30 protein-coding genes and 1 pseudogene are annotated in these 26,709 nt (G+C 65.9%); 18 read left to right on the forward strand and 13 right to left on the reverse strand.

Annotation, left to right across the window (positions count from 1 at the left end; translation table 11 throughout):
* Positions 1 to 83 precede the first annotated feature (83 nt).
* The 4 genes from pal (at position 84) to ftsH (ending at position 4,784) form a co-directional block, all read left to right on the forward strand.
* The gene (gene pal / locus DEM25_RS16145; protein ID WP_375567791.1) at positions 84 to 572 is read left to right on the forward strand and encodes a peptidoglycan-associated lipoprotein Pal; all 489 of its coding nucleotides are present in this window, start codon (positions 84 to 86) and stop codon (positions 570 to 572) included.
* Between the two features lie 172 nt (positions 573 to 744).
* Positions 745 to 1,596 (forward strand): tol-pal system protein YbgF, encoded by an 852-nt coding sequence (gene ybgF / locus DEM25_RS16150; RefSeq protein WP_109768820.1) that lies wholly within the window; start codon positions 745 to 747, stop codon positions 1,594 to 1,596.
* A complete protein-coding gene (gene tilS, locus DEM25_RS16155) occupies positions 1,590 to 2,726 on the forward strand; it encodes a tRNA lysidine(34) synthetase TilS (protein ID WP_109768821.1) in 1,137 nt (378 codons plus the stop codon). The genes ybgF and tilS overlap by 7 nt, the downstream gene beginning before the upstream one ends.
* 120 nt (positions 2,727 to 2,846) lie before the next feature.
* On the forward strand, positions 2,847 to 4,784 hold the full coding sequence (gene ftsH, locus DEM25_RS16160; protein ID WP_109768846.1) for an ATP-dependent zinc metalloprotease FtsH: 1,938 nt from the start codon (positions 2,847 to 2,849) through the stop codon (positions 4,782 to 4,784).
* 124 nt (positions 4,785 to 4,908) lie between these two features.
* Here ftsH and rpmE read toward each other — a convergent pair whose 3' ends face one another.
* On the reverse strand, positions 4,909 to 5,130 hold the full coding sequence (rpmE, locus tag DEM25_RS16165; RefSeq protein ID WP_109768822.1) for a 50S ribosomal protein L31: 222 nt from the start codon (positions 5,128 to 5,130) through the stop codon (positions 4,909 to 4,911).
* A 194-nt stretch (positions 5,131 to 5,324) separates the two neighbouring features.
* Between rpmE and DEM25_RS16170 the strand changes: the two are divergent.
* The 4 genes and pseudogenes from DEM25_RS16170 to DEM25_RS17840 all read left to right on the forward strand — a co-directional run bounded on the left by DEM25_RS16170 (position 5,325) and on the right by DEM25_RS17840 (position 8,305).
* A pseudogene (locus tag DEM25_RS16170) lies at positions 5,325 to 7,074 on the forward strand (ABC transporter transmembrane domain-containing protein).
* Positions 7,071 to 7,460: a putative quinol monooxygenase gene (locus tag DEM25_RS16175; protein WP_196780413.1), complete on the forward strand. Its 390-nt coding sequence runs from the start codon at positions 7,071 to 7,073 to the stop codon at positions 7,458 to 7,460. Before DEM25_RS16170 ends, DEM25_RS16175 begins: the two are co-directional and overlap by 4 nt.
* A 19-nt stretch (positions 7,461 to 7,479) precedes the next feature.
* Positions 7,480 to 8,133, forward strand: a complete 654-nt coding sequence (locus DEM25_RS16180; protein WP_342633487.1) for a VOC family protein — start codon at positions 7,480 to 7,482, stop codon at positions 8,131 to 8,133.
* 34 nt (positions 8,134 to 8,167) lie between these two features.
* Complete coding sequence (locus DEM25_RS17840; RefSeq protein ID WP_158585292.1) at positions 8,168 to 8,305, forward strand: hypothetical protein; 138 nt, start codon at positions 8,168 to 8,170, stop codon at positions 8,303 to 8,305.
* Positions 8,306 to 8,321: 16 nt separating this feature from the next.
* On the opposite strand, the gene DEM25_RS16185 is transcribed toward DEM25_RS17840, so the two are convergent.
* The 6 genes from DEM25_RS16185 to DEM25_RS16210 form a co-directional block, all read right to left on the reverse strand.
* On the reverse strand, positions 8,322 to 9,353 hold the full coding sequence (locus DEM25_RS16185; protein WP_109768824.1) for a peptidoglycan -binding protein: 1,032 nt from the start codon (positions 9,351 to 9,353) through the stop codon (positions 8,322 to 8,324).
* A gap of 3 nt (positions 9,354 to 9,356) precedes the next feature.
* Positions 9,357 to 10,382, reverse strand: a complete 1,026-nt coding sequence (locus DEM25_RS16190; RefSeq protein WP_109768825.1) for a MotA/TolQ/ExbB proton channel family protein — start codon at positions 10,380 to 10,382, stop codon at positions 9,357 to 9,359.
* Positions 10,383 to 10,492: 110 nt separating this feature from the next.
* Positions 10,493 to 11,311, reverse strand: coding sequence for an inositol monophosphatase family protein (locus tag DEM25_RS16195; protein WP_109768826.1), 819 nt, complete (start codon positions 11,309 to 11,311; stop codon positions 10,493 to 10,495).
* Between the two features lie 38 nt (positions 11,312 to 11,349).
* Positions 11,350 to 11,913, reverse strand: a complete 564-nt coding sequence (efp, locus tag DEM25_RS16200) for an elongation factor P (RefSeq protein ID WP_109768827.1) — start codon at positions 11,911 to 11,913, stop codon at positions 11,350 to 11,352.
* A 101-nt stretch (positions 11,914 to 12,014) separates the two neighbouring features.
* Positions 12,015 to 13,025: a tetratricopeptide repeat protein gene (locus tag DEM25_RS16205; RefSeq protein ID WP_196780414.1), complete on the reverse strand. Its 1,011-nt coding sequence runs from the start codon at positions 13,023 to 13,025 to the stop codon at positions 12,015 to 12,017.
* Positions 13,022 to 13,684, reverse strand: coding sequence for a thiamine phosphate synthase (locus DEM25_RS16210; RefSeq protein ID WP_109768850.1), 663 nt, complete (start codon positions 13,682 to 13,684; stop codon positions 13,022 to 13,024). The genes DEM25_RS16205 and DEM25_RS16210 overlap by 4 nt, the downstream gene beginning before the upstream one ends.
* Positions 13,685 to 13,845: 161 nt before the next feature.
* Between DEM25_RS16210 and DEM25_RS16215 the strand changes: the two genes are divergently transcribed.
* Positions 13,846 to 14,106, forward strand: a complete 261-nt coding sequence (locus tag DEM25_RS16215) for an ArsR/SmtB family transcription factor (protein WP_109768828.1) — start codon at positions 13,846 to 13,848, stop codon at positions 14,104 to 14,106.
* Between the two features lie 79 nt (positions 14,107 to 14,185).
* Here DEM25_RS16215 and DEM25_RS16220 read toward each other — a convergent pair whose 3' ends face one another.
* Positions 14,186 to 14,362, reverse strand: a complete 177-nt coding sequence (locus tag DEM25_RS16220) for a YdcH family protein (RefSeq protein WP_109768829.1) — start codon at positions 14,360 to 14,362, stop codon at positions 14,186 to 14,188.
* A gap of 144 nt (positions 14,363 to 14,506) precedes the next feature.
* Between DEM25_RS16220 and DEM25_RS16225 the strand changes: the two genes are divergently transcribed.
* The 8 genes from DEM25_RS16225 to DEM25_RS16260 all read left to right on the forward strand — a co-directional run bounded on the left by DEM25_RS16225 (position 14,507) and on the right by DEM25_RS16260 (position 20,256).
* The gene (locus tag DEM25_RS16225) at positions 14,507 to 14,716 is read left to right on the forward strand and encodes a YdcH family protein (RefSeq protein WP_109768851.1); all 210 of its coding nucleotides are present in this window, start codon (positions 14,507 to 14,509) and stop codon (positions 14,714 to 14,716) included.
* Positions 14,717 to 14,747: 31 nt separating this feature from the next.
* The gene (gene purE / locus DEM25_RS16230) at positions 14,748 to 15,239 is read left to right on the forward strand and encodes a 5-(carboxyamino)imidazole ribonucleotide mutase (RefSeq protein WP_109768830.1); all 492 of its coding nucleotides are present in this window, start codon (positions 14,748 to 14,750) and stop codon (positions 15,237 to 15,239) included.
* Entirely contained in the window at positions 15,239 to 16,309 is a 1,071-nt protein-coding gene (locus DEM25_RS16235) for a 5-(carboxyamino)imidazole ribonucleotide synthase (RefSeq protein WP_109768831.1), read from the forward strand. The genes purE and DEM25_RS16235 overlap by 1 nt, the downstream gene beginning before the upstream one ends.
* 362 nt (positions 16,310 to 16,671) lie before the next feature.
* Positions 16,672 to 17,184 carry a hypothetical protein gene (locus DEM25_RS17655; RefSeq protein WP_109768832.1) on the forward strand — a complete coding sequence of 171 codons (513 nt, stop codon included), beginning with the start codon at positions 16,672 to 16,674 and terminating at the stop codon, positions 17,182 to 17,184.
* Positions 17,181 to 17,897, forward strand: coding sequence for an SDR family oxidoreductase (locus DEM25_RS16245; protein WP_109768833.1), 717 nt, complete (start codon positions 17,181 to 17,183; stop codon positions 17,895 to 17,897). The genes DEM25_RS17655 and DEM25_RS16245 overlap by 4 nt, the downstream gene beginning before the upstream one ends.
* A gap of 305 nt (positions 17,898 to 18,202) precedes the next feature.
* Complete coding sequence (ykgO, locus tag DEM25_RS16250; RefSeq protein ID WP_109768852.1) at positions 18,203 to 18,328, forward strand: type B 50S ribosomal protein L36; 126 nt, start codon at positions 18,203 to 18,205, stop codon at positions 18,326 to 18,328.
* Between the two features lie 141 nt (positions 18,329 to 18,469).
* Positions 18,470 to 19,123, forward strand: coding sequence for a tetratricopeptide repeat protein (locus tag DEM25_RS16255; protein WP_109768834.1), 654 nt, complete (start codon positions 18,470 to 18,472; stop codon positions 19,121 to 19,123).
* Positions 19,124 to 19,173: 50 nt separating this feature from the next.
* Positions 19,174 to 20,256 carry an alpha/beta fold hydrolase gene (locus tag DEM25_RS16260; RefSeq protein WP_109768835.1) on the forward strand — a complete coding sequence of 361 codons (1,083 nt, stop codon included), beginning with the start codon at positions 19,174 to 19,176 and terminating at the stop codon, positions 20,254 to 20,256.
* 431 nt (positions 20,257 to 20,687) lie between these two features.
* Here the strand turns inward: DEM25_RS16260 and pyk are convergent, their stop codons facing one another.
* Complete coding sequence (gene pyk / locus DEM25_RS16265; protein WP_109768837.1) at positions 20,688 to 22,127, reverse strand: pyruvate kinase; 1,440 nt, start codon at positions 22,125 to 22,127, stop codon at positions 20,688 to 20,690.
* Positions 22,124 to 22,624 carry a DUF1036 domain-containing protein gene (locus tag DEM25_RS16270; RefSeq protein WP_109768838.1) on the reverse strand — a complete coding sequence of 167 codons (501 nt, stop codon included), beginning with the start codon at positions 22,622 to 22,624 and terminating at the stop codon, positions 22,124 to 22,126. The genes pyk and DEM25_RS16270 overlap by 4 nt, the downstream gene beginning before the upstream one ends.
* 169 nt (positions 22,625 to 22,793) lie before the next feature.
* On the opposite strand from DEM25_RS16270, the gene DEM25_RS16275 reads away from it, so the two are divergent.
* Positions 22,794 to 23,102, forward strand: a complete 309-nt coding sequence (locus tag DEM25_RS16275; RefSeq protein ID WP_109768853.1) for a DUF1244 domain-containing protein — start codon at positions 22,794 to 22,796, stop codon at positions 23,100 to 23,102.
* 3 nt (positions 23,103 to 23,105) lie between these two features.
* Here DEM25_RS16275 and DEM25_RS16280 read toward each other — a convergent pair whose 3' ends face one another.
* From DEM25_RS16280 to DEM25_RS16290, 3 genes are all read right to left on the reverse strand, one after another.
* Complete coding sequence (locus DEM25_RS16280) at positions 23,106 to 24,350, reverse strand: SGNH/GDSL hydrolase family protein (RefSeq protein WP_158585293.1); 1,245 nt, start codon at positions 24,348 to 24,350, stop codon at positions 23,106 to 23,108.
* Positions 24,351 to 24,465: 115 nt separating this feature from the next.
* A complete protein-coding gene (locus DEM25_RS16285) occupies positions 24,466 to 25,686 on the reverse strand; it encodes a lytic murein transglycosylase (protein ID WP_109768840.1) in 1,221 nt (406 codons plus the stop codon).
* Positions 25,687 to 25,777: 91 nt separating this feature from the next.
* On the reverse strand, positions 25,778 to 26,668 hold the full coding sequence (locus DEM25_RS16290) for an outer membrane beta-barrel protein (protein ID WP_109768841.1): 891 nt from the start codon (positions 26,666 to 26,668) through the stop codon (positions 25,778 to 25,780).
* Positions 26,669 to 26,709 lie beyond the last annotated feature (41 nt).

Consider the following 26,709-nt stretch of genomic DNA (forward strand, 5'->3'; position numbering starts at 1 on the left):
GGTTACCAAAACACTTCGGCCATCGTTAGGATGCGGCCGATCCCGTCTCGAACCAAGAGGTATTGGCCATGGGCCGAACTCACATGCGTCCCGCGCGCGCCGCCATCATCGTCGCCCTCGCGGCGCTGACGATCACCGGCTGCGCCCAGAACCGCAACAACCTGCCGAACAACGCCGCAGATCTCGGTCTTTCGGGCGCCGCGCCCGGCTCGACCCAGGATTTCACCGTCAATGTCGGCGACCGCATCTTCTTCGACACCGATTCCTCGGTGATCCGCGCCGATGCGCAGGCCACGCTTGCCCGCCAGGCGCAGTGGCTGGGCCAGTATCCGAACTACCAGATCACCATTGAAGGCCACGCCGACGAGCGCGGCACGCGCGAATACAACCTCGCGCTCGGCGCCCGCCGCGCCGCCGCCACCAAGGCCTTTCTGGAATCGCGCGGCGTGAGCGGATCGCGCCTGCGCACCATCTCGTTCGGCAAGGAGCGCCCGGTCGCCACCTGCGACGCCGCCTCGTGCTGGAACCAGAATCGGCGCGCCGTCACGGTGCTGACCGGTCAGGGAAGCTGACCGGTCCGGCGCTTCGCCGGACTGATACATGAATGCCACAGGGTGGCTCCGGCATGTGCCGGGGCCGCTTTTTTGTTGACCCGGCGGCGCCCGTCACCAAATTTTCGTCCCACTGGCGGCGCATGACGCCGGCAGGTCGCAAAAATTGCCATTCCGATCGGGGAAAACGAGCTTGACCATACCGAAACACATTCTTTGGGGCCTTCCGGCGCTGTGCCTTCTGGGCCTTGCCGCCTGGACCGCGCCCGCCGCCGCGCAGATCACCGATCCGCGCGTTCTCCAGCTCGAGGAACAGGTGCGCCAGCTCACCGGCCAGCTCGAGGAGCTGAATTTCCAGCTTCTGCAGATGCAGGAGCAGATGCGCCGCCAGCAGGAGGACAACGAGTTCCGCCTGCAGCAGCTCGAGGACCGGCAGCAGGGCGCGCTGGAACCGCAGAGCGGCGACAGCGCCGTCGCATCGACCGATCAGGACAAGGCGCCGCGCATCGCTCAAGACACGCAGCAGGGCGCGGCGCCGCGCGATCTGGGCACGCTGACCATCGATCAGGGCGGGACGGTCTCCGGCGCCGGGATCGACTTCTCCGAAAGCGGCATCGGTGCCGCCATCGGCAGCGAACAGACCAACGCGATCGCTGAGACGGCAGGTGCCGAAACGCTGTACAAGACCGGCTACGACCATGTGCTCAATGGCGACTATGCGCTGGCCGAGCAGGTGTTCGAACGCTTCGTCGAGCTGTATCCGGACGATGCGCTGATCGCAGATGCCCGCTTCTGGCTGGGCGAGAGCGTTCTGGCCCAGGGCCGGTTTGAGGATGCCGCGGAGATCTTCATCGACACGCGCGCGCGCCATCCTCAAGCCGGCAAGGCGGCCGAGACCATGCTGAAGATCGGCACCATCATGGCCGCGCTCGGCGACCGCGACATTGCCTGCGTGACATTTTCCGACGCCTTGCGCACCCATCCGTCGATGACCGCCAGCCTGCGCCAGCGCATCGAGGCCGAGTACGCCAAGGCGCAGTGCTGACCCGACCCGAAACGGCCGGAACGATCACGTTCGCCGAAGACCGGGCGCCCGCAGCGTTCAGCCGGCTTGCCCTGCCCGCCAATGCCACGATGATCCTCGCGGTCTCGGGCGGCGGCGATTCCGCCGCGCTGCTGCATCTGGCCCGGCGCCATTTCACGGCCCATCGCCCCGATGTCCGCCTTCTCGCGGCCACGGTCGACCATGGCCTGCGCGCGGCAAGTGCCGACGAAGCGCACCATGTCGCCCGGACCTGCGACACGCTCGGCATCGACCATGTGACGCTGCGCTGGGCTGGGGCAAAACCGGGCACCGGCGTCCAGAGCGCGGCGCGGCACGCCCGCTACGCGCTTCTCACCGAGTTGGCCGTCCGGCAGCAAAGCGCCGTCGTGCTGACCGGGCACACCGAAGACGACCAGGCCGAGACGGTGGCCATGCGCGCCGCGCGGGCCGATGACGGCCGGGGACTGGCGGGAATAGACGAAGCCGCGCTCAGCGCCCGCCGCGTCTGGTTCGTGCGGCCCTTGCTTGACCTCGGACGGCAGGAATTGCGGGACTGGCTGACGGCGCGCGGCCACGATTGGATCGACGATCCCTCCAATGACGACCGGCGCTTCGAGCGCGTTCGGGTGCGGGCCGACCTCGCGCGTGATCCGGCGCGGCGCAACGTCCTGCTTACCGGTGCCGCGCAACGGATGGAACGCCGGCGCAGGGACGCCATGGATGGAGCCGCCTGCCTAGACGACCGGACGATCTGGCAAAAGACCGGGGACGGCAGTCGCTTCATGCCCGCCAGCGCGGCCAGCCTGCCCGCCGCCGGGCCGACGGCCGCCATGGCCGCCGAACTGGCCTGGACCGGCCGCCTGCCGCGCATCGCCGATGCCGCGCGGGCCGAAAGAACGCTCGCCTTCTGCCGCACCGCACCGAACGGCACGGCGCTGACGCTGGCCGGATGCCGGCTGCAAAAAACCGGCGGCGCGGTGACGATCGCACCCGAACCGCGAAACCGCCGGGCGGCGGGCGATCGCTGCTTCGAGACCCTGCTCCCATCGGCCGACTGGCCGCTCGCCGATGCGCTGGCGCGGCTGCACGGAGCGCCGCCCTTCCCGCCGCCGCCGTTCACCAAAAGCTGAAACCGTGGGGCAGAATGGTCGCATCGGGCCCGGTTTGCCTTGGCAAATCGGGCGCGGAAACCTATCTTCCCTGCAATGTCACGGCACGCGCCGCCGACCGGCGCCCAAGGGAAGCATTTGATGAACCCCAATTACCGCAATTTTGCCCTGTGGGCGATCATCGCCCTCATGCTTGTCGCCCTGTTCAACATGTTCCAGGCGCCGAGCGACACCGCCGCCGCGCGCGACGTATCCTACACGCAGTTCCTGCAGGATGTTGCCAACGGCCGCGTCGAGTCGGTGACCATCCAGGGCGAGCAGATTGTCGGCACCTATGGCGACACGGGCGCCACCTTCCAGACCTTCTCGCCGGGCGATCCCGAACTTGTGGCGCGGCTCGAGGATCGCGGCGTTGAAATCCGTGCCCGCCCCGAGTCCGACGGCTCCAACTCCTTCATGGCCGTGCTCCTGTCCTGGCTGCCCATGATCATCATTCTGGGCGTCTGGATCTTCTTCATGCGCCAGATGCAGGGCGGCGGTTCGCGCGCCATGGGTTTCGGCAAGTCCAAGGCCAAGCTGCTGACCGAGGCGCATGGCCGCGTCACCTTCAACGACGTGGCCGGCGTCGACGAGGCCAAGCAGGATCTCGAAGAGATCGTCGAATTCCTGCGCGATCCGCAGAAGTTCCAGCGCCTCGGCGGCAAGATCCCGCGCGGCGTGCTGCTCGTCGGCCCGCCCGGAACCGGCAAGACGCTGCTGGCGCGTTCGGTCGCCGGCGAAGCCAATGTGCCCTTCTTCACCATTTCCGGTTCGGACTTCGTCGAGATGTTCGTCGGCGTCGGCGCGAGCCGTGTCCGCGACATGTTCGAGCAGGCCAAGAAAAACTCGCCCTGCATCATCTTCATCGACGAGATCGACGCGGTCGGCCGGCATCGCGGCGCAGGCCTTGGCGGCGGCAACGACGAGCGCGAGCAGACGCTGAACCAGCTTCTGGTCGAAATGGACGGGTTCGAAGCCAATGAGTCGATCATCCTGATCGCCGCGACCAACCGGCCCGACGTGCTCGACCCGGCGCTTTTGCGCCCGGGCCGCTTCGACCGTCAGGTCGTGGTGCCGAACCCGGACATTGTCGGCCGCGAAAAGATCCTCAAGGTGCACGTCCGCAACGTGCCGCTGGCGCCGAACGTCGATCTGAAAGTCATCGCGCGCGGCACGCCCGGCTTTTCCGGCGCCGACCTGATGAATCTGGTCAACGAGGCCGCTCTGATGGCGGCGCGCCGCAACAAGCGGCTGGTCACCATGCTCGAATTCGAGGATGCCAAGGACAAGGTGATGATGGGCGCAGAGCGCCGGTCGAGCGCCATGACCGAGGAGGAAAAGACGCTGACCGCCTATCACGAGGCCGGCCATGCGATCCTCGCGCTCAACGTTCCGTCTGCCGATCCGGTCCACAAGGCGACGATCATCCCGCGCGGCCGCGCGCTCGGCATGGTCATGCAGCTGCCCGAGGGCGACCGCTATTCGATGAGCTACAAATACATGATCTCGCGCCTTGCGATCATGATGGGCGGCCGCGCCGCCGAGCAGATCAAGTTCGGCAAGGAGAACATCACCTCGGGCGCTTCCTCGGACATCGAGCAGGCCACCAAGCTCGCCCGCGCCATGGTCACCCAGTGGGGCTTTTCGGACGAACTCGGTCAGGTGGCCTATGGCGAGAACCAGCAGGAAGTGTTCCTGGGCCATTCCGTCGCCCAGACGCAGAACATGTCCGAGGCGACAGCCGAGACGATAGACGCCGAGGTGCGCAAGCTGATCGACGAGGCCTACAAGACCGCGATGAACATCCTCACTGACAAGAAACAGGATTGGATCACGCTCGCCGAGGGCCTGCTGGAATATGAGACGCTGTCGGGCGACGAGATCAAGGAACTGCTGGCCGGCAAGAAGCCCTCGCGGGACATGGGCGACGACACGCCGCCCTCGCGCGGTTCGGCGGTGCCCAAGACGGGCGCTGCCAAGCGTCCCTCACGCGGCAAGGGCGACGAGCCCGATCCGGGCATGGAACCGCAAACGCCCTGACAACACGCAAAACCCCGCCTTCCCGGCGGGGTTTTGATTGGTGCCGGTATCCGTGAGGGCCTTGCCCCAACAAAAAACCCCGGCCGGAGCCGGGGTTTTTGCAAGGCCAGCGGAAGGGCGGGGCTCAGATGCCCAGGCCCTCGTAGCGCTTCTGGAACTTGGAGACGCGGCCGCCGCGGTCGAGCAGTCCCTGCTGGCCGCCGGTCCAGGCCGGATGCGAGGTCGGGTCGATGTCGAGGTTGAGCGTGTCGCCCTCCGAACCCCAGGTCGAACGCGTCATATATTCGGTGCCGTCGGTCATGACGACCTTGATCATGTGGTAGTCGGGATGGATGTCGGCTTTCATCGTCTTGTCCGTCTAAAGTGGTGTGGCGAAATCGACCGTTGATCATCGCCGCCGGTTTTGGAAAGGAAAAGCCGTGAACGCCCGGCCCACGGCTTCAAAAAGCATGGCCGGCGCTATACACCAGCGCGGCACGGCAAACAAGAGCGGCAGGCCGCATTAGGCGCGGCAGGGACCGCCGGAAGATCGGGGTATCAATGAGCGGGCAGACGACAGCTCAAACGGCAGTGCAACAGGGGCCTTCGGCACACCAAGAGACGGCGGCGCGGTCGCTGCGCCCGCTGGCGCGCATCCTGCCCTACATGCTGCGCTACAAGGGCCTTCTGGCCGGCGCGGCCTTCTTCCTGCTTCTGGCCGCCGGCACGACGCTGGCGCTGCCGCTCGCCGTGCGCCGGATGATCGATTACGGCTTTTCCGGCAACGATGCGGCGCTGATCAACCAGTATTTCTCGATGATGATCATCATCGCGGTGCTGCTCGCGATCGCCAGCGCCATGCGCTACTATTTCGTCATCATTCTGGGTGAGCGCGTGGTGACCGACCTGCGCCGCGATGTCTTCGCGCACGTCATGACGCTGTCGCCAGCCTTCTACGACACCGCCCGCTCGGGCGAGATCGTCTCGCGGCTGACGGCAGACGCNGCTGATCATGATGATCGTCACCAGCCCGCAACTGTCGGGCCTTGTCGTCGGCGCCATTCCGCTGATCGTCCTGCCGATCATCGTCTTCGGCCGCCGCGTGCGAAAGCGCTCGCGCGCCGCACAGGACACGCTGGCCGATGCCTCCGCCTATGCCAGCGAGGCGATCGGCGCCGTGCGCGCCTTCCAGAGCTTTACGAACGAACTGTTTGCCGGGCGCTTTTACGGCGGCGCAGTCGACCGGGCGTTCGGCGCCGCGCGTTTGGCCGTGCGCGCCCGTGCCGGGCTTACCGCCTTTGCCATCTTCCTGATCTTCTCGTCGGTCGTCGCCGTCCTGTGGATCGGCGCGCAGGGCGTTCTCGCCGGGACCATGTCGCCGGGCACGCTCGGGCAGTTCCTCCTTTACGCGGTGTTCGCCGCAGGCGCCTTGGGCGCCCTGTCCGAGGTCTGGGGCGAAATACAGCAGGCCACCGGCGCCGCCGAGCGGCTGACCGAACTGCTCGGCGAAGACCCGCTGATCGCCTCGCCGGCAAACCCCGAGCCCCTGCCCGAGCCGCCGCTCGGCACGGTCGGCTTCGACGAAGTCACCTTCGCCTATCCGACGCGGCCGGACGACAGCGCGGCGCACGCATTGGGCTTTGCGATCGCGCCGGGCGAAACCGTCGCCATCGTCGGCCCGTCCGGCGCGGGCAAATCGACGATCTTCGCGCTGTTGATGCGCCAGTACGATCCGCAGGCCGGCATTGTGCGCGTCGATGGCGTCGATCTGCGCCGCGCCGATTTGGCCGAGGCGCGCCGCCGCATGGCCATCGTGCCGCAGGACGTGACCATCCTGTCGGGCTCGGTGGCCGACAATATCGGCTTCGGCAAGCCCGGCGCCACACGCGCGGAGATTACCGAGGCGGCCAAGGCCGCCCAGGCGCACGGCTTCATCTCCGAACTGCCCAACGGTTACGACACCGAAGTGGGCGAGCGCGGCGTGACGCTGTCGGGCGGCCAGCGCCAGCGCGTCGCCATCGCCCGGGCGATCCTGCGCGACGCGCCGATCCTGCTGCTGGACGAAGCCACCTCGGCGCTCGACGCGGAAAGCGAAACGCTGGTCCAGAAGGCGCTCGAAACGCTGATGGAAGGCCGCACGACGCTGGTGATCGCCCACCGCCTCGCCACCATCCGCAAGGCCGACCGCATCCTCGTCATGGACCGTGGGCGCATCGTCGAGGAAGGCAATCACGCCAGCCTGTCGTCGAAGAAGGACGGCGTCTATGCCCGCCTTGCCGAACTGCAGTTCGGCGCCGAACGGGCGGCATGATCGCGGCCCTGACCGAAACCCGACGCTGCACACGCGCCATTCAGGCCGACGCCATGATCATCGAAATCCGCCACTACACGCTGCATCCCGGTCGCCGCGAGGCGTTCATCGACTTCTTCGAGCGGGAGAACCGGACCGCGCTGCGCGACGCCGGCATGCTGGTCTTCGGGCCACTGCGGGATCTGGAAAACCCTGACAAGGTGCATTGGATGCGGGCATTTTCGTCGCTGGAAGAGCGCGACAGGATCAAGGACGGCTTTTATGGCGGGCCGGTCTGGAACCGGCGGATCGAGCCCGTGGCGATGCCGATGATCGAACATTACGAGGCGGAACTGACCGAGACGACGGCCCGGTTCGAGGATTTTGGCGGCAGGACATCGCTTTGACCGGGGCGTTACCTGTGCCATGCCATTGCGTGACATGCTGAAGCTCGACCACATCACCGTGATCGCCCCCACGCTCGCCGACGGGGTGGCCCATGTGCGCGATTGCCTCGGCATCGAGGTGCCGTTCGGAACGCGTCATGACTATATGGGGACCCACAATCACCGGCTTCAACTCGGCGGTTCGGTCTATCTGGAGATCGTCGCACGCGACCCGATGGGAAGCGATCCCGGCCGCGCCCGTTGGTTCGGACTCGACGATCAGGACAAGGTAAGGACAGATTGGTCGGAAGGTCGGCGCTTGCGCGGCTGGGTGGCGAACGCTGAAAACCTCGCTTCGGTCCTTTCCAGTCATCCGACGGTCTTCGGCGAAGAAGTGTCCCTGCCGACCGAGGAGCCGGCCTTCGGTTTTACGATCCCGCCCGATGGCGCGCTGCCGCTTGACGGCGCGGCCCCGTCGATCATCGACCATCGCGGCGATCCGACATCGATGGCGGTCATTCCCGATCTTGGCGCGCGTCTCCACTCATGGTCGCTTGAGCACCCGGAACCGGTCGCCCTCGCCGCATTTCTGAATGCTCTCTGCATCGACCGTCCACCGAAGATCATCAAGGGCCCCCAGATCCGCTACCGGGCGCGGATCGAAACACCAACGGGGATGAAGGAGCTGACCTGAGGCGGGTTGCTTCGCGCTCTCGAAATCGCCGGCAATGGCCAAGTCGGCGCTCGATGTACCGCGCACCGCCGAACAGGTCTTGCGGGAGGGCGGCCATGCGGAAGGATCGCGAAAGGCCCGGATGGTGATTGGCAAGGTCGAGGCAATCGTCGCGCGCCTGTCCGACACATGATGCGCGGTGCCGCCCCCTACCTCTCCGTCAGCTTCAGTTCAATCCGGCGGTTGCGGTCGCGGGCTTCGGCCGAGGCGTTCGGCTCCAGCGGCTGGAACTCGCCGAAGCCGGCGGCGACCAGCCGGTTGGGCGGCACGCCCTCCTCGATCAGCAGTTTGACCACCGAGGTGGCGCGCGCCGTCGACAGTTCCCAGTTGTCGCGCAGCCGCCCGGTACCGGACAAGGGGATGTCGTCCGTGTGCCCGTCGACCCGCAGCACCCAGGCGATCTCGTCGGGGATTTCCTCTTCAAGGTCGAGCAGCGCGCCGGCGAGCTTGGCCAGCTCCTCCCGGCCCGCCGCGTTGATCTCCGTCTGGCCCGACGAGAACAGCACTTCGGACTGGAAGACGAACCGGTCGCCGACGATGCGAATGTTCTCGCGGTCCGACAAAATGTCGCGCAGCCGGCCGAAAAAGTCCGAGCGGTAGCGGTTGAGCTCCTGCACGCGCTGCGCCAGCGCCACATTCAGCCGCCGCCCGAGATCGGCGATCTTCGCGCTCGCCTCGGCATCGCGCTCCTCGGAGACATCGAGCGCGGCTTCCAGCGCGCCGATCTGGCTGCGCAGCGCGGCGATCTGCTGGTTGAGCAGTTCGACCTGGCTGAGTGCCCGCTGGCTGACGACGCGTTCCTCTTCCAACTCGCCGCTCAGCGCACCGATGCGCGAGCGCGCCTCCTCGTCCTGGCCGGCGCCGGCATCGAGCAATTGCTGCAGCCGCGACCGGTCGTCCTCGGCCGCGGCAAGCGAGGCGCGCAGGCCCTGAAGCTGGTCCTCGGCGTCCTGCCGGTCCGACTGTTCGAGCGCCAGAAGCTGGGTGAGTTCGTTGATCTGCGCATTGAGCCGGTTGAGCACCTGGTCGCGCCCGGTGATCTCGCGGCTCAGGAGGAACTGCGCCAAGACGAACACCGACAGAAGGAACATGATCGCCAGCAGCAGCGTCGACAGCGCATCGACGAAACCCGGCCAGTAATCGACGCCGGCCGCCCGGCGCCGCGATCGTGCCAGCGCCACGGCCTATGCGCCTTTCTCGAGCTTGGCGAGCACCTTGGCCAGCCGGTCGAGCGTCTCCCGCGTCACCTTCTGGTCGCGCGCCTGCGCGTCCACCCAGTCGCGCATCATCTGCTGCTCGCCGCGCATCGACTTGACCAGGCCGTTGACGCCCTCGGCAAGGCTTGCCAGGGCCTCGGCCTGGCGCGGGCTGCTGGCCGGCGCATCGCGCATCGTCGCGATCTGCCGGGTCAGGGCGGCAAGCTGTTCGGCATCGCCCGACGGCAGCGCAACGCCGCCTTCTTCCACCCAGGTGACCGACGACAGCCAGTTTTCCAGTTCGGTGTAGAACCGGTTCTGCGCGCGGCCCGCCTGCAGGTCCAGAAAGCCCAGCACGAGCGACCCCGAAAGGCCGAACAGGGACGAGGAAAACGCCGTGCCCATGCCTTCCAGCGGCGCGCTGAGCCCGGCCTTCAGCGAATCGAGGATGTCGTTGGTGTCGCCCGTGCCCGGATCGAGCGCCTGGATCGTCGCGCCGATCGAGCCGATCGTCGCCAGAAGGCCCCAGAACGTGCCGAGCAGGCCCAGAAACACCAGAAGGCCGATCAGGTAGCGCGAAATGTCGCGCGATTCATCGAGCCGCGTGCCGATCGAATCGAGGATCGAGCGCATGGAAAGCGTGGTCAGCGCCACCGACTGGCGGCCGCTGAGCATCGCCTTCATCGGCGCCAGCAGCAGCGGCTCGCGCCGCGATGCCTTGGCCGTGTCGCCGGCCTTGAACGAGTTGACCCAGGCAACCTCGCGGAAGAGCCGGGTGACCTGCATGAAGACCAGCACGATGCCGACGGCAAGAACGCCCAGGATCAGCCCGTTCAGGCCCGGATTGGTCATGAAGGCGCCGGAGACCTGGCGGTAAAGGATCGCCGCCAGAAAGCCGACGATCACCAGAAAGATGATCATCGAAAGAAGGAACACTTGCGGATTGGACAGCCGGTACGGATCGAACCTGCGCCGCGCCGTGGTCGCCGCCTCATCTGCCGCAGGGGCATTCATTGGACGTGTCTCCCGTCGCTCTCCGGCCGCAACCGGCCTCACCCGGCGCGATCTTAATGGCAACTATGGCGAAAATGAAAGGTTCCGCGCGCGCCGGAAACCGCCCATGGTTAAGGCGCGGCGGCGCTTTTCGACGTCTTGAAGGGCCGGCGAACCGCTGCGGCAAGGTCGCGCCGCACCACCTCGTTGCCGGCGATCACATCGCCACGCCCGAACATGTCATGACCGTCTGCAAGATCGGTGACAAAACCGCCCGCCTCGCGCACCAGAACGATGCCCGCCGCCATGTCCCAGGCCGACAGATGCCGCTCCCAATAGCCGTCCAGACGGCCCGCCGCCACATAGGCCAGATCGAGCGCGGCGGACCCCTGCCGGCGCACGCCGACCACGTCGCCCATCACATGACGCAACTCGATCAGGAATTCGCCATGATCGCCCCGGCCCAGATGCGGCACGCCGCAGCCGACCACGCAGTCCGACAGGCGGCGCCGGGCCGCGACCCGCAGGCGCCGGTCGTTCAGATAGGCGCCGCCGCCCCGTTCGGCGGAATAGAGTTCGTCGGTCACCGGGTTGAAGACGAGACCGGCGACAAGCTGGCCCTGCCGTTCGAGCGCGATCGACACGGCGAAATGCGGGATGCCGTGCAGGAAGTTGGTCGTGCCGTCCAGCGGATCGATGATCCAGCGGTGCTGGCTGTCGCCGCCCTCCACGACGCCGCTCTCCTCCATCAGGAAGCCATAGTCGGGCCGCGCGCGGCGCAATTCCTCATAGATCGTCTTTTCGGCCTTGCGGTCGGCCTGGCTGACGAAATCGCCCGGCCCCTTCACGGACACCTGGAGGTTCTGCACCTCGCCGAAATCGCGCGCCAGGCCCCGGCCGGCCTTCATCGCCGCCTGGACCATCACGTTCATCAGTGCCGAGCGCGCCATGGCGGGCCTTTCAGATCGGGTTCGGGAACGCCTGCCGCCTAGTCGGCGCGGCGGACATAGGTGATGTCGTCGGTGGCGACGATGATCTTCTCGCCCGCCGTGATGAAGGGCGGCACCATAACCCGCACCCCGTTTTCCAGAACCGCGGGCTTGTAGGACGAGGTCGCCGTCTGTCCCTTGACCACCGGATCGGCCTCGGCGATCTCCAGCGTCACCTGGTCGGGCAGCGACACGCCGATCGGCCGTTCCTCGTGCAGCTCCACCGTGACCGTCATGCCGTCCTGCAGGAACGCGGCGCGGTCGCCGACGAAATCGGCCTGCAGTTCGAGCTGCTCGTATGTCTCGGAATCCATGAAGACCAGCGCGTCGTCCTGGGCATAGAGGAACTGGTAGTCCTTCTGTTCGAGCCGCACCCGCTCGACGGTTTCAGACGCACGAAAACGCTCGTTCAGCTTGGTGCCGTCGATCAGGTTCTTCAGCTCCACCTGGTTGAACGCACCGCCCTTGCCCGGCTTGACCGCATTGGTCTTCACCGCCACCCAAAGCCCGCCATTGTGCTCGATCACATTGCCCGGCTTGATCTCGTTGCCGTTCATCTTCATTCGTTTTTCACCTGAAATCGCAAGCGCCGGCGACGGCGCCCTGTTGCGGCTTCCAAGACCATACTTGGCCAGTGGTTGCAAGACCGCCGGCCCCTGGTCGGTCAGCGCGCGCGCAGCCGGTTGGCCCGGCCGATCGCTTCCTGCTGGGTCTGTGGCGAAAGCCCCAGCCAGAAATCCTCGAGCACCGGATCGCGCAGGCCGGCACGGCGCGCCAGAACGTACCAGGCCGCCGCCTGGGTGTCGTCGGGCGCAACGCCGATCCCTGTCCACAACAGCTTGGCGATCTGCGCCTGGGCGGCGACATTGCCCGAATGGGCGGCCCGCGCCGTCCACAGATAGCCCGCTTCGCGGTCGCGCGGTCCGCCCGTCCCCTCCAGCAGCATCAGCCCCAGTTCGCGCTGGGCGCTGTCAAACCCCTGGCGTGCGGCCTTCTCCAGCCATGTGCGGGCTTCGGCATCGTCGAAAAAGACCGGCGGCGTTCCCTGCACATAATACTGCGCCATGGCATATTGCGCATCGGCAATGCCGGCCTCAGCCGCGCGCCGGAAATAGTCGAACGCGGCGCGCTGGCCGGACGCGCCGGGCCGGTCGCTCAAAAGGAGCTGCGCATGGTTGAACATCGCCTTGCCATGGCCGGCATCGGCTGCCGCCTTCATCAGCGAGCGCGCTTCCTCGGACCCTTCATCCTCCGAAAGCAGCGTCAGCGCCATCTGCAGCTGCGCTTCGGGCACGCCCTGGCGGGCGGCCTGCGCATACCATTTGCGCGCCTCGTCGAAATCGACCGCGACGCCCAGCCCCCGCGCATAGATCTCGGCGAGCAGTGTCTGCGCGGCGGCATCGCCGTCCTCGGCGCGCGGCAGGGCCAGGTTGCGCGCCGTCAGGAACAGGCCGCGCTGGAAGGCGCCATAGGCGGGATCGGGATCGGGCGCGCCGAAGCGCGAAGGTGCCGGCGTCGCCGGAAGGCGCACACCCGGTGTTACGGCCTCCTGCTCGGCGGACGGCGCGGCAAAGCGCCCCGGCGGGGGATCGTCTTGGGCCGATGCGGAATTGCCCGCCGCCAGCACCAGCAGCACGGCCATGGCGTAACGGGTCTGGCGCGGACGATGTCTCACACCGCCTCCGCAAACACGTGGCGCGACAGGATCTCGTTGGCCGCGCGCACGGCCGCTTCCGCGTCGGCATCGGCGCCGAGAACGGCATGCGACAGCGCCACGAAGTCGGCGCCCGAGGCTGCGGCCCGGTCCAGATGGTTGAGATCGTGCCCGCCCATCAGCACCGCCGGCACCTCGACGAACTCCGCCCACCATGCCGCGTTTTCGAGCGCGCCGGCATGGGGTTCCGGATGGGTGTCGGCGCCAAGCCGGCCAAAGAAGACGTAATCGGGCCGCGCCTCGCCCACCTCCAGTGCCCCGTGCCGGCTCTTGCCGGCCTCCGCGCCGACGATCCAGCGGCCGCCATGCTCGTCCATCGCCCGCGCAACCGTGGCCGCGTCGCCGCGCACATGAATTCCGTCGGCGCCGGCGCGTGCGGCAATCCGCGCTTCGCCGGCGGCGATCACCGCCGCGCCGATCGCCTGTCCTGCCGGCACCACCGTTTCGAGCAAGGCCTGATAGGCGTCCTCATCGAGCCCGTATTGCGGCACGATCACGCTCGCCACATCGCCGCCCCCGCCCGCTGCGGCGAGCTGGCGCGCCAGATCTTCAGCCGCATGGTCGGCCGGCGTCACCAGCACGAGGCGGCAGCGATTGTCCACAATGTCCTGGGTCGGCATGGTCGGTCCGATGGTGGCGTGTCGGCGGATCAGCAATCACCCGATTACGGCAGCGCGATGGCCGATGCAAATGCGCATCGCCGGCCGTACACTGCCAAGGTATTATGCTGCATTGCAGCATTTATCTTGCACTGCGGTAAGATCAGCCTTACACATGCCGCATGAAAACCGACCCGTTCGAAGCGATCGCCGATCCGAACCGCCGCCACCTGCTCGAAGAGCTAAGGCGCGGCGCCAAGACGGTCGGCGAACTGGCGACGGGCCTGCCGATCTCGCGGCCGGCGGTCTCGCAGCATTTGCGGGTTCTGCTCGATGCCGGCCTTGTCCATGCCCGGGCAGAGGGCACGCGGCGCATCTATTCGGTCCAGGACAACGGCTTCATGCCGCTGAACCTCTGGCTCGACCAGTTCTGGGCCGAGTGAACCCATCCGCCTTATCCACAAGCGATGCTTGTGAATGAACCGCAGGCCGCTCCGCGCGGACAAAAAATGCTGTGTGGTGTCAGTGGCGCGTCTGCGCCGTGATCTTCTCGATCTCGTCCTTCAGACGGAGTTTTTCCCGCTTCAGGCGCGTGAGCTGCGACTCGTCTGGCGCCGGGCGGGTCAGCATGTCGTTGATTTCGTTTTCCAACGCGCCGTGCTTGCGCCGAAGGGCGTCGAGATGACCGTCAAGTGACATGTAGCTCCTCCTTCATCGTTCCGCGAACCGGCAAATCGTGCCACGAAAATGGGGGGCTGTCGAATGGCCCGGTGTAGCATTTTATTACATGTCATAGTGTGATATGGGCCGCCTTCCCGTCTCCCCGCACAGCACAAGGTGCCGATGACACCCTCCGACCAGGACCAGGCCGAACTGCGCATGCAGTTCGCCAAGCTCAAGCAGGATCACACCGACTTCGACGCCGCCATCGAGGCGATGATCAAGACCGGTTGCAATCCGCTGCAAATCCAGCGCATGAAAAAGAAGAAGCTGGCCATCAAGGACCGGCTGCAGAAGGTCGAGGACCAGATCATCCCCGACATCATCGCCTGACGACACCCACCGGGAGCACCCGTCCGCCGCCATGAGCCGCAAAGACGTCGCCATCATCATGGGCAGCCAGTCCGACTGGCCGACCATGCGCCGCGCCGCCGACATTCTCGACACGCTGGAAGTCGGCCACGAGGCGCGCATCGTCTCCGCCCACCGCACGCCCGACCGGCTGGTCGAATTCGCCAAGGGCGCGCGCGCCGAAGGCTTCAGGGTGATCATCGCCGGGGCCGGCGGCGCCGCGCACCTGCCCGGCATGACAGCCGCCTTCACCTCGCTGCCGGTGCTCGGCGTGCCGGTGCAGAGCCGCGCGCTTTCGGGTCAGGATTCGCTTCTGTCCATCGTCCAGATGCCGGCCGGCATTCCCGTCGGCACCCTGGCGATCGGCGAAGCGGGCGCGGCCAATGCCGGCCTTCTGGCCGCTTCGATTCTTGCCAACTCGGACGATGCGCTGCGTGAGCGGCTCGACGCGTGGCGCGAAGCGCAATCGGACAAGGTGGCGCTGTATCCGGCGGACGGGGACTGATGCTCCAGCGCGGCGCGACGATCGGCCTTCTGGGCGGCGGCCAGCTTGGCCGCATGCTCGCCGAAGCGGCAGCCCGGCTCGGCTTTTCCGTCATCGTCGTCGACCCCAACGGGGACTGCCCCGCCGCCCGCTTTTCCGACCTGTACATCGCCGCCGCCTATGACGATCTGGACGCGCTCGACCGGCTGGCTGCACTCTGCGACGTCGTCACCTTCGAGTTCGAGAACATCGATCTGGGCGCCCTCGAGCACCTGTCCGGCAAGGTGCCCGTCCATCCGGACGCTTGGGCGCTGCGCGTCACCCAGGACCGGCTGACCGAAAAGACCTTCCTGCGCGAGACCGGCATCGAGACGGTCGATTTCCATGCCATCGACGGTGCGCCGCAGCTTGCCATGGCGCTCGCCGACATGGGCGGGCGCGGCATCCTCAAGACGCGCCGCTTCGGCTATGACGGCAAGGGCCAGATCCGTTTCGGCGGCGACAGCGATCCGACACCCGAGGAGGCCTGGGACGCAATCGGCGGCGCGCCCGCCATTCTCGAAGCGCTTGCCGACTTCGCCTGCGAGATCTCGGTCATCGTCACGCGCGGCGCTAACGGCGCGACCCACGAGTTCGAGCCCGCCCGCAACGACCATGAAGGCGGCATCCTCGCCCGTTCGACCGTGCCGTGCGGCCTCGATTCCATCGTCATGGCCGACGCGATGGAAAAGACCCGCGCGCTGGCCAGCCGGCTGCGCTATGTCGGCACGCTGGCGCTCGAATTCTTCGTCATGGAAGACGGACGGCTGATCGGCAACGAGATCGCGCCGCGCGTGCACAATTCGGGCCACTGGACGGAAGCGGCCTGTTCGGTCAGCCAGTTCGAACAGCACATAAGGGCCATTGCCGGCTGGCCGCTGGCCGAAAGCTACCGCCATTCAGACTGCGTAATGGCCAACCTGATCGGCGACGACATCACCAAGCTGCCCCAATGGGCCGCCGACGGCGCCGTCCGCGTCCACGATTACGGCAAGCGCGAAACCCGCCCCGGCCGCAAGATGGGCCATGTGACGCGGCTGGTGCCAAGGTAGGGGGTGGGTGACCGTTACCGCCGTCATCGCTGTGCTTGTCACAGGGACAACCGGAAACGGGAGGCCAAGGCGGGCAATGGACCCAATTGGCCCTTCGCGGCGATTTGAAAGAAGGCGCGCCCCCGCGCTCCGCCCGGCGGATCGCCGCGCAGGTCTTGCCGACGCCGCGCCGGCCATCCAGCAGCAAGACCCACTCCATGGGCAGGACAAAACGGGTGAGTCGAACGGCCTCGGAGAGATGTCGACCGTGGAGGCCGCACTAAGTATGGGGCGAAGACGGCCCGGAGAAAATCGGTACGCTTGTTCAGATACTTGTTTGATTGGCGATACGACACTATTTTTAAAAAGAAAGGGGGCGCGCTGTGACCGCAAACACCAAAAAAGCCAAAGTCGGCGATAAGGCTTCAAGTGCAACGGCTCCAACCGGAGATAAAAAAGGAAATACAGCGGCAAATTACAATTTTCTTCCTGAGCATGTTGAATACAGAGAATCCATAAATCTATGGATACAGTGGGCTAGATTTCGTAGGCAGGGCCTTCTTTTCGCGTCGGCTGCCCATGCAGCCGTGATTGCTGCAAACACGTCCAGCGCGGTCTTCCAAGGCGCGCCGTCGTGGTTATTACCGCTGATTGGAGTGGGAATGGCTCTTGTCGGCCTTCTCAACGAAGTGTTTCTCTTCAATGAAATGATGAATTTCAAACGACGCGCCGTAGAGCTCGAAGCTACGGTCGGATATTCACTGATTTCGGCCCATAAACGGTCGCTTTCAGGTCCTTGGCAATTCGCGACGGCCAATCTTTTTAGACTTTACCATTTCGTTTGGCTGATTGGATTTGCCATACAATTGTTCTTGGTTATCAGGGGTGCGCAATGAGTTTGGCAATAACAGGTGGTGCGGGGGCCATTGGCTCTGAAATTGCCAGGCACATGGCGCAAGAACACAAGGTTTTCGTTCTGGACATAGACAAACATCGCGGGGGAGAGTTGGAAGCGGAACTGGGTTCAAGGTGCAAATTCATTGCATGCGATGTGCGATCTGAGCACGAACTTGCCCAGGCTCGTGATACTATAGCGAACGAGGACGAAGCGCTTTCAGGATTGGTTATTGCGGCGGGTGTTAACAAAACCGTTTCCGCCACGTCTCTCGAGACCAGCGAATGGAATCGTGTGATGGATACGAACCTCACAGGCGCGTTTCTCTCTATGCAGGCCTTCTTTCCGTTACTATCCAAATGCTCGGGCTCCATCGTTGCCATTGCATCAAAATCCGGCTCCATATCAAATAAGACCGCCCCTCATTGCCATTACAATGCAAGTAAGGCCGGCTTGATTCATCTATGCAGATCAGTCGCAGCAGAGTGGGCCGAACTCGGTGTGCGGGTAAATTGCGTCAGCCCGGGATATATTCTCACGCCCATGACAGAAGGTCGGGACAAGGAACATGAGATATGGAAGAAGGATATACCAATGGGCCGCCTGGGCTCAACGAGTGACGTGGTAGGTGCCGTTGAATTCCTGCTAAATGACTCGTCATCTTTTGTCACTGGTCACGACTTGCTCATTGATGGTGGCTACACGATCTGGTGAACGACAATCCCGCTCTCAAATCTCGCCCCACCGGAACCGCGGGATTACTTTGACGTTTCGTTTTCTGGCGGACGTCCTCCATGCGCTGGTACTCCTCGGGGGTTATCGCGGAGGCGAGTTTGATGTTGACCTGCACGTTGGCGCCGTTGGCGCCCGGAAACCGGACCCACACACCCACCCCCGCCTTGACAACACGCACCCTTTGCGCCTATCTCCCGCCCACTGAATTGGCGCGCCGGACGGGCGCGTTTTTGTTTGCCCGGCGCTTGGCGCCAAGGGCGCGACAGACCGGCCGAGTTGAGACCATGAAGATCAAGAATTCGCTGAAATCGCTGAAAGCCCGCGACCGCAACAACCGCGTCGTCCGCCGCAAGGGCCGGGTCTATGTGATCAACAAGCAGAACCCGCGCTACAAGGCGCGCCAGGGCTGACGCGCACCGCGTTAACCGCCGGTTCACCACACCTTCGAATTTGGCTGCGGCCGCGGGAATGCCCGTGGCCGTTTCGTCGTGCGCCAGTCCATCACGCATTTTTGCGTTTGACGCGGGGCTCGCCGGCGATACCTTGACGGTATGCGCGCGATCCAAACCGCCCTTGCTGCCGGCCTTGCCCTTTCCCTTGCCGCCGCCCCCGCGGCGGCGCAGACGATCATCGATCCCGAGGCGCCCCTGTCCGAGCCCGAGCAGCCGGAGGCCGAGGCCCTGCTGCCGCCGATCGACGATGTGCCGCTGGTCGATGACGGCCGCGCCGGACGGCTCGACGAACTGTTCGCCGAACTCAAGCGCACGCCCGACGCGCGCCGCGCCGACAACCTCGCCGACGCCATCTGGGCGCAATGGCACCGCTCGGGCAGCGCCAGCATCGATCTGATGATGAAATGGTCGAACGAGGCCGCCGGCAAGCGGCGCTACGCCATGGCGCTCGATTTCCTCGATCAGATCGTCATCCGCGCGCCCGATTTCGCCGAGGGCTGGAACCGCCGCGCGACGCTGCATTTCACCATGAACAATTACGCCAAGTCGATGAACGACATCCACAAGGTGCTCGCGCTGGAGCCGCGCCATTTCGGCGCCCTGACCGGCATGGCGACGATCCTGGAGCGCACCGGCAACAAGGCGGCCGCGCTCGAAGCCTGGCAGCGCGCGCTGGAGGTCTATCCCGCGATGCGGTCGGCGCAGGAGGCGGTCATCCGCCTCAGCGACGATCTCGCCGGCGAACCCGCCTGACGCGGCGCCCGCGCCGCAGCCACCAATTCCGAAACACCGGACCCTGCCCCGTGAACATGCTTGCCGCCATCATCGCCGCGCTTGTCGCGCTCGTTCTCGTCCTGATGGCGGTCACGCGGATCGGCGTCATCATGATCGAGCGGCGCCACCCGCCTGCCGGCATCTTCGTGACCGCCAACGGCACCGACATGCATCTGGTTCGCATTCCCGCCGGGGACGATGCCGACCTGCCGCCGGTCGTCTTCCTGCATGGCGCCAGCGGCAATCTGCACGATGCGATGACGATCTACGGCGACCGGCTGCGCGGCCGCGCCGATCTTCTGTTCGTCGACCGGCCCGGCCATGGCTGGTCGTCGCGCGGACCGGCCGAAAATGCCCTGCCCGACGGACAGGCGCGAACGCTCGCCGCCATGCTCGACGAACTCGGCATCGAAAAGGCGATCGTCGTCGGCCACTCCTTCGGCGGCGCCATCGCGGTCTCGTTTGCGCTGAACCATCCCGACAGGACCGCCGGCACGGTCTTCCTGTCGCCGGTCAGCCATCCCTGGCCGGGCGGCATAAGCTGGTACTATACGCTCACCGCAACGCCGATTGTCGGCTGGCTGTTTTCCGAAACGCTCGCCATGCCCGGCGGCTGGTCGCGCATGGAGGACGGCACCGCCTGCGTCTTCGCGCCGAACCGGCCGACACCCGATTATGCCGAACGCACGCGCCTGCCGCTCCTGTTCCGGCCGAACCATTTCCGTGCCAACGCCATCGATGTCGCCAACCTCTACGATCATGTCGCCGAGGTCTCGCCGCGCTATCGCGAGATCGAGACGCCATCGGTGATCATCACCGGCAACAAGGACACGATCGTGCTGCCGTCGATCCACTCGACCGGGCTGGCTCGGGACCTGCAGAACGCCGAACTGGTGCGCATCCACAATCTCGGCCACAAGCCGGACCATGTCCTGCCCGATCTGGTCGTTGCCGCGCTGGAGAGCGTTGCGGGCCGGGAGCGGGACCTGCAGGCGCTCGCCCGGACCAAGGAGGCACAGCTCGCCTCCGACGCGTTCGGCCCGATCGAACGCTGCCTCGACAACGAGGAAATCCGCAAGGAGGTGCGGGCGGCGGGCTACCGGGGGGAGTGAGGGTCAGACTGAAGGACTGCGGCGCGGGTCCACTTAGCCCCAACGTCTCATTCTACGTTCCAAAGCAAATATCGTCTTCTACAAACCGAAATTTCTGGACTCATGCCATTTGAGGATTTTCTCGCAAAGTGGACCCATGAAAGGATCGATGAGCAAAGGTTCTGCTCCGCCATCGGGTGTGAACTGATAGATCACGTCAGATTCATCAGTACCCCAACTACCTAAAAACTCACCATCTTTCGTGACGACCGTACCATCTTGAAGGCAATTAACTTCGTATCTGAGTGATTGTTCAGGCATCCGGCCATTCACTTGTCGTTATTCTCGCAGAAAGGTGGTGGCGGAAATTTGGCGCCCTGCGCAGTTTTTCGTCAAACTGCTTTTCGTCATCGTCGGCTTCGACTTGGCGCACATGCGTCAGAGCCCAAGCCTCAAATCCCGCTCAGCCCGTCCGAGCCGATATAGGCGATTCGCAGCATGTTGGTCGCGCCCGGCGTGCCCAGCGGCACGCCCGCGGTGATGATGATCCGGTCGCCGGGTTTGGCGAACTTTTCGGCGAACGCGATGCGGCAGGCGCGGTCGACCATGTCGTCCAGATCGGCCGGTTCGCTGTCGGTGACGACGCAATGCAACCCCCAGGCGAGCGACAGCCGCCGCGCGGTCTCGACGACCGGCGAAAGCGCAATGATCGGCACGTTCGGACGCTCGCGCGAGGCGCGCTGCCCGGTGGTGCCCGACGCCGTGTAGCAGACGACCGCGCTCAACTGGAGCGTTTCGGCGATCTGCCGCGCTGCGGCGGAAATCGCGTCGGCGCCGGTCGCTTCCGGTTCGGCGCGCTGCGCGTGGATGATGCCCGAATAGGTCGGATCGCGCTCGATCCGGCTGGCGATCGACGACATGGTCCGCACCGCCTCGACCGGATAGTCGCCAGCCGCCGATTCCGCCGACAGCATCACCGCGTCGGCACCCTCGAACACGGCGGTCGCAACGTCGGAGACCTCGGCGCGCGTCGGCACCGGGGCGGCGATCATCGATTCGAGCATCTGCGTTGCGACCACCACCGGCTTGCCGGCGCGCCGCGCCTTGCGGGTGATCTGCTTTTGGATGCCCGGAACGCTTTCGAGCGGCATCTCGACGCCCAGATCGCCGCGCGCCACCATCACCGCGTCCGACAGTTCGATGATCTCGTCGATCCGTTCGACCGCCTGCGGCTTTTCGATCTTCGACAAAAGCGCCACGCTGCCGCGCGCGATCTTGCGCACCTCGGCCAGATCCTCGGGCCGCTGGATGAAGGACAGCGCCACCCAGTCAATGTCTTCCTTGAGCACCTCGTCCAGATCGGCGCGGTCCTTGTCGGTCAACGCGCCGACGCCCAAAGTCGTGTCGGGCAGGCTGACGCCCTTGCGGTCGGAGATCACCGTGCCGGACACCACCTTGCAGGTGATCGAATTGCCGTCGGACGCCGTTGCCGCCAGTTGCAGCCGGCCATCGTCGATCAAAAGGCGATGGCCGGGCTGCACCGCTTCGAGGATTTCCGGATGCGGCAGGAAGACCCGCGTTTCATCGCCCGGCTCGTCGCGGTCGTCGAGCGTGAACGTCTGGCCGACCTCCAGCGTCACCTTGCCCTCGGCGAACTTGCCGACGCGCAGCTTGGGGCCCTGAAGGTCTGCAAGGATGCCGATCGGATGGCCCATGCGCGCCTCGACCGCGCGCACCCGCTTGACCAGGTCGCGCATCAGATCGTGGCTGGCATGGCTCATATTGATGCGGAAGACGTCGGCGCCCGCTTCGTGCAACTGGCCGATCATCTCCTCGGAGGAGGAAGCCGGACCCAGCGTTGCGAGAATCTTGACCCTGCGGCTGCGTTTCACTGTCCGGTCCCCTCGGTGACATTGGATGTCTCCGGGGTCTCTTCCGGCGCCGCGCCGTCATTGTCAACCAATTGCACCATCCAGCTCTGCTGATTGCCGGTGTCGTATTCGCGGAAGCCCGCGCGCTGGAAACCGCGGGCGAAACAGTCATTGACGCCGGTGATCTTGAACTCGCGTTCGGCCACGCACATAGAGATCGGCCCGTCCCAGCGGCCGCCGCGCAGCGCGTCCTCGGCGTAAAGATAGTAGTAGCGCGAGGCGAGCGCGCCCTCGATCAGCGTCTTGCATCTGGCCGGCTCGACATGCCACCAGCCCTCGGTGATCCAGCCGGCGCGCGCGCGATAGCCGATCGCCACACCGACCAGCTCCTGGGTGGAATTGCATACGCGGAAGTCGGCCCATGCCGGTGCGGTGCCCGCAACGTTCGCACCGCCGGCCACCGCCGCAAAAAGCAGCCAAGGGCCAGCCAGCCGACCCACGCTCCATCGTCTTTTCATGTGCTTAGGCCCGAACCAGCGCATCGGCTCCTTTTGGCATGGCTGCCGTCTTTGTCAATCCGAAGGCGCCGACCCGTTCAATGCCGCGGCACTGGACAAGTATCCATCGGATGGCAATTGTGGGCACATGAAAAGCGGCCGGTCCTGGCCATCCACAGGGAAACGCACCATGCCCGACATCGATCCCGACACGCGCACCCAGTTGGAGGCGGCCGCCTTCCGCACGCTGGTGGCGCATCTGCGCCGGCGCACCGACGTGCAGAACATCGATCTGATGAACCTGGCCGGTTTCTGCCGCAACTGCCTGTCAAACTGGTATCAGGACGCGGCCGCCGAACGGGGCATCGACCTTTCCAGGCCCGAAGCACGCGAGATCGTCTACGGCATGCCCTATGACGAATGGAAGCGCCTTCACCAGACAGAGGCGACGCCCGAGCAGGCCGCAGCTTTCGCGGCCAAGGCGCCTGCGCACGATTGACCGCTATTGCAGCGTGGTGCCCGCATCGAGCGGCGCCAGCGAGCCGGTCGCCTGCGGCCGCGGGTCCGGCGTCAGAGGTGCGACGCTTCCGGCACGGCCGGCGCGCGCCGGCGGCGGCAGACCTTCTTCCACCAACCGCTGGCGAACCGAGCGGGCCTGCAGCGGGTTCGCCGCCGCTTCCGGTTGGCTGACATCGCCCAGCAGCACGCTGCCGCCATCGAGATCGGGGTCGGTCACCGCGATCGGATTGACGCGCTCCAGATCGGCCTCGGTCTGCAGCGGCGGCAGTTTCATGATCGGCAGATTGTCCGCCCCCAGCGAGGTCACCAGCGGCAGCGCCGAATCGCCGAGGATCTGCTTGAGCTGCCGCTCGACATAGAAGGCGATCTTGCGCTGGCCGGCGGGCGTGAAATTGATGCCGTCGGAGCCGCGCAACCGCACCACCTGCCCCTTGATGTCCGGACCGCGCTCGATGAAATTGCCGTCCTCGTCGACGAAACCGTCCCATATGTCGACGAAATGGCCGTTCGCCGCTTCGGTCCGGGCGCGGTAGATTTCGTTGAACGCCAGCATGTCGGCCGACATGGACCGGAACCGGAACGGCGGGCTGCCGGTCCAGACCAGCGCGACGCCGGCCTGCCCGGCCGCGTTGATGAACGCGTCGATGCGGCTCTGATATTCGGTGCGCCACTGTTCCGACAGAACCTCGCGCGTTGCGCCGTCAACGCGCAGCGGCTGGCGGTCGTTCGAGCCCAGATGGACAACCAGGACCGAGGGTTTGACCTCTTCGAGGATCGCGCCGATCTCGCCCGGCCAGTCGTAGAAATCGTCGCGCACGAAACCGGAAGACCCGTTGACGCGCCGTTCGACCACCACATTGGGCGAGGCGGCGAACGCGTCGGTCAGCCCGCGCGCCAGCCCGTCGGCGACGAAATCGCCGACGACCAGCACGATGCGCGCATTTTCCGCCTTTTCGACCGCCTCGGTGCGCGGTGTGGCAGGCGCCGAAGCCACGCCCCCGGACGATGAACGTCGTGCGGGCGCCGCGCGCGTCGTCGTGCGCTGCCCCGGCGCGGCCTGCCGCGGACGCGGCTGCCGGGTCGTCTCCTGCCGGTTGTTGCGGTTGAACAGCATCTGCAAGAGACCGGGTTCGCCGGGACGGGATTGGGCGTGGGCATCCGATGTGCCGCCCGATCCGGTGAGCGGCGCCCCGGTCAAAAGCATGATCGCGGCAATGCAGCCAGCCATGAGCGCCCGCCATGCACGCGCACTTGCTTGACCACCGCAGCCCCTTTCGAGCCGACCGTCCATTGCACTGTCCCTGTTGCGCCCCGCCGCCGCGGTCCCGAACCCGAGGTCCGTCCTAGCGCCGGCGCAGCACTTCTAGCACCTCCATGGAGGCATAGCCATCCTGGGCGAGGCCGCGGCTTGCCTGGAAGGCCTTGATCGCGCTGCGCGACATCGGCCCGATCTTGCCGTCGACGTCGCCCTCGTAAAATCCCTGGCGCTTGAGCCGCTGCTGCAGCTCCTCGCTTTCGGCCACCGTCAGACGCGTGAATGGCCGGGTCCAGTCGCGGCTGGGCGGCGGGAAACCGGCGATCTGGTCGGCCAGAAGGCCCACGCCCAGCGCATATTTGTCGGCATTGTTGTAGCGCTTGATGACGAAGAAATTGCGGATCATCAGGAAGGCCGGCCCGTCGCGGCCCTGCAGGACCTTCAGTTCGGCCTGCTGGCCCGGGCGCGGAAAAGGCTCGCCATTGGCGCGCACGACGCCGATGCGCTGCCATTCGCGCAGCGTCATCTGCCCGCCGGGGAACTTGCGCCCGGGCGGCAGCACCACCTCGTAGCCCCAGGTCTCGCCCGATCGCCAGCCATTGTTCTTCAACAGGCTGGCGGCGGTGTAGAGCGCATCGGGGATCGAGTTCCAGATGTCGCGGCGGCCGTCGCCATCGCCATCGACGGCATAGGCCTTGTAGCTTGTGGGAATGAACTGGGTGTGGCCCATCGCGCCGGCCCAGGAGCCGGTCAGCCCCTCAACCGCCACATCGCCACGCTGGGCGATCTTGAGCGCGGCGATCAACTGGCTGCGCGCGAACTTGGCGCGGCGGCGGTCGGCATAGGCGAGCGTGGCCAGCGCGCGCGGAACATAGTGCAGCCGGCCCGGCTGCGTCAGCGCCTCGCCATAGCTCGATTCCATCGACCAGATGGCCAGCAGGATATGCTTGGATACACCCGTGGAGCGCTCGATCCGGTCCAGCAGGCGGCCGTGCTTGCGCAACATCGCCCGCCCGTCGCCGATGGTGCGTTCGTTGACGCGCGCATCGATATATTGCCACGCCTCGTCGCGGAATTCGGGCTGGAAGCGCGCCTTGCGCAGAACCTCGGCATCCGGCGTGCGCACATTGGCGAAGGCGCGGTCATAGACGCGCCCATCAACGCCGTTGGCCACCGCCGTCGCGCGGAAATCGCGAATCCATTGCTGGAAGCCGGCATCGGCGCGCGCCGGCGCCGTGCCGGCCATCATGACCACCGCCATCAAAGCTGCCAGTCCGGCCGCCAGCCCGCTTTTGCACCCCTTCGTCATGACAAGCCTTTCTCCCGATTTGCCTGGATGACGCCGCCCTGTCTGTCGGAGGTTTTTCCGCAAGTGTGGCAACAACCATGGCGACAATGAGTCAGCGTTGCAGCCGGACCCCCACAAATGCGTTGGTGCTGCTGGATTCCTCGGCCGGATCGTCGCTGAAGGTGCGTTCATGGCTAACGCGGCCGGTCAGACCGGCAAACCGGTTGAACCACCAGGTAGCACCGAGCGTGCCGCCGACCGTTATCTCGTCTTCTGCCGCGCCGACGACATCGTCATATTCGACATTGAGCCCGCCATTGAGCTCGAGATCGGCGCGCGCGCGGTGCGTAATGCCAAGATTGGCCGCATAGACAAGCGCGCCCGAGACGCCCGCCGAACCGCTGGTGGTCGTCGAGGTGCTGAGGCCGGCGCTGACATCGGTTTCGCGGCGCGGCGACCAGTTCAGCGCACCGGCCACCGAAAGCCCGCCAATGTCGCCCAGCGTTGCATCGGCGATGTCCTCATGCACATAGCCGAGGGCGATTTCGCCGGACAGCTTCTCGCCCCGGTCGAAGGCCGTGCCAAGGCGCAGCGCGTAGCGGACCGCATTGCGGTCGATGCCCGCCGGATCCGGCCGCACATCCATGACGCGCCGGCTGTATTCGATCTCGGCGAACGGCGTCAGCACCGGCGAGATCGAATAGCCGCCGCGCAGTCGCGCGCCGTAGCGCGTATAGTCGAGATCGTCCTGCGAGACGGTCCTGCCGTCGGTCAGCGTGGCATCGCCATGCACCTGCCGCTCGCCATTGATCTCGGCGAGCGCGCTGAACGGGCCGGCCTGCCGCTGCAGGCCGGCCGCGCCGGAAAAGGTCTGCGTCACCGGATCGTTGACCGTGCCCAGCCCCGGAAACAGCAGCGGATCGGTGGCGATGGCGACAGCCGCCGAGCCCGGATCGTCCTTGCGGTAGGCATAGTGACCTGAGCCCCTGAACCTCCTCCAGATTTTGGTAGAGTCCGTCGATCAAAGGAGATGGACGAATGAAG

This window comes from Oceaniradius stylonematis, from assembly GCF_003149475.2.
GTDB lineage: Bacteria > Pseudomonadota > Alphaproteobacteria > Rhizobiales > Rhizobiaceae > Roseitalea > Roseitalea stylonematis.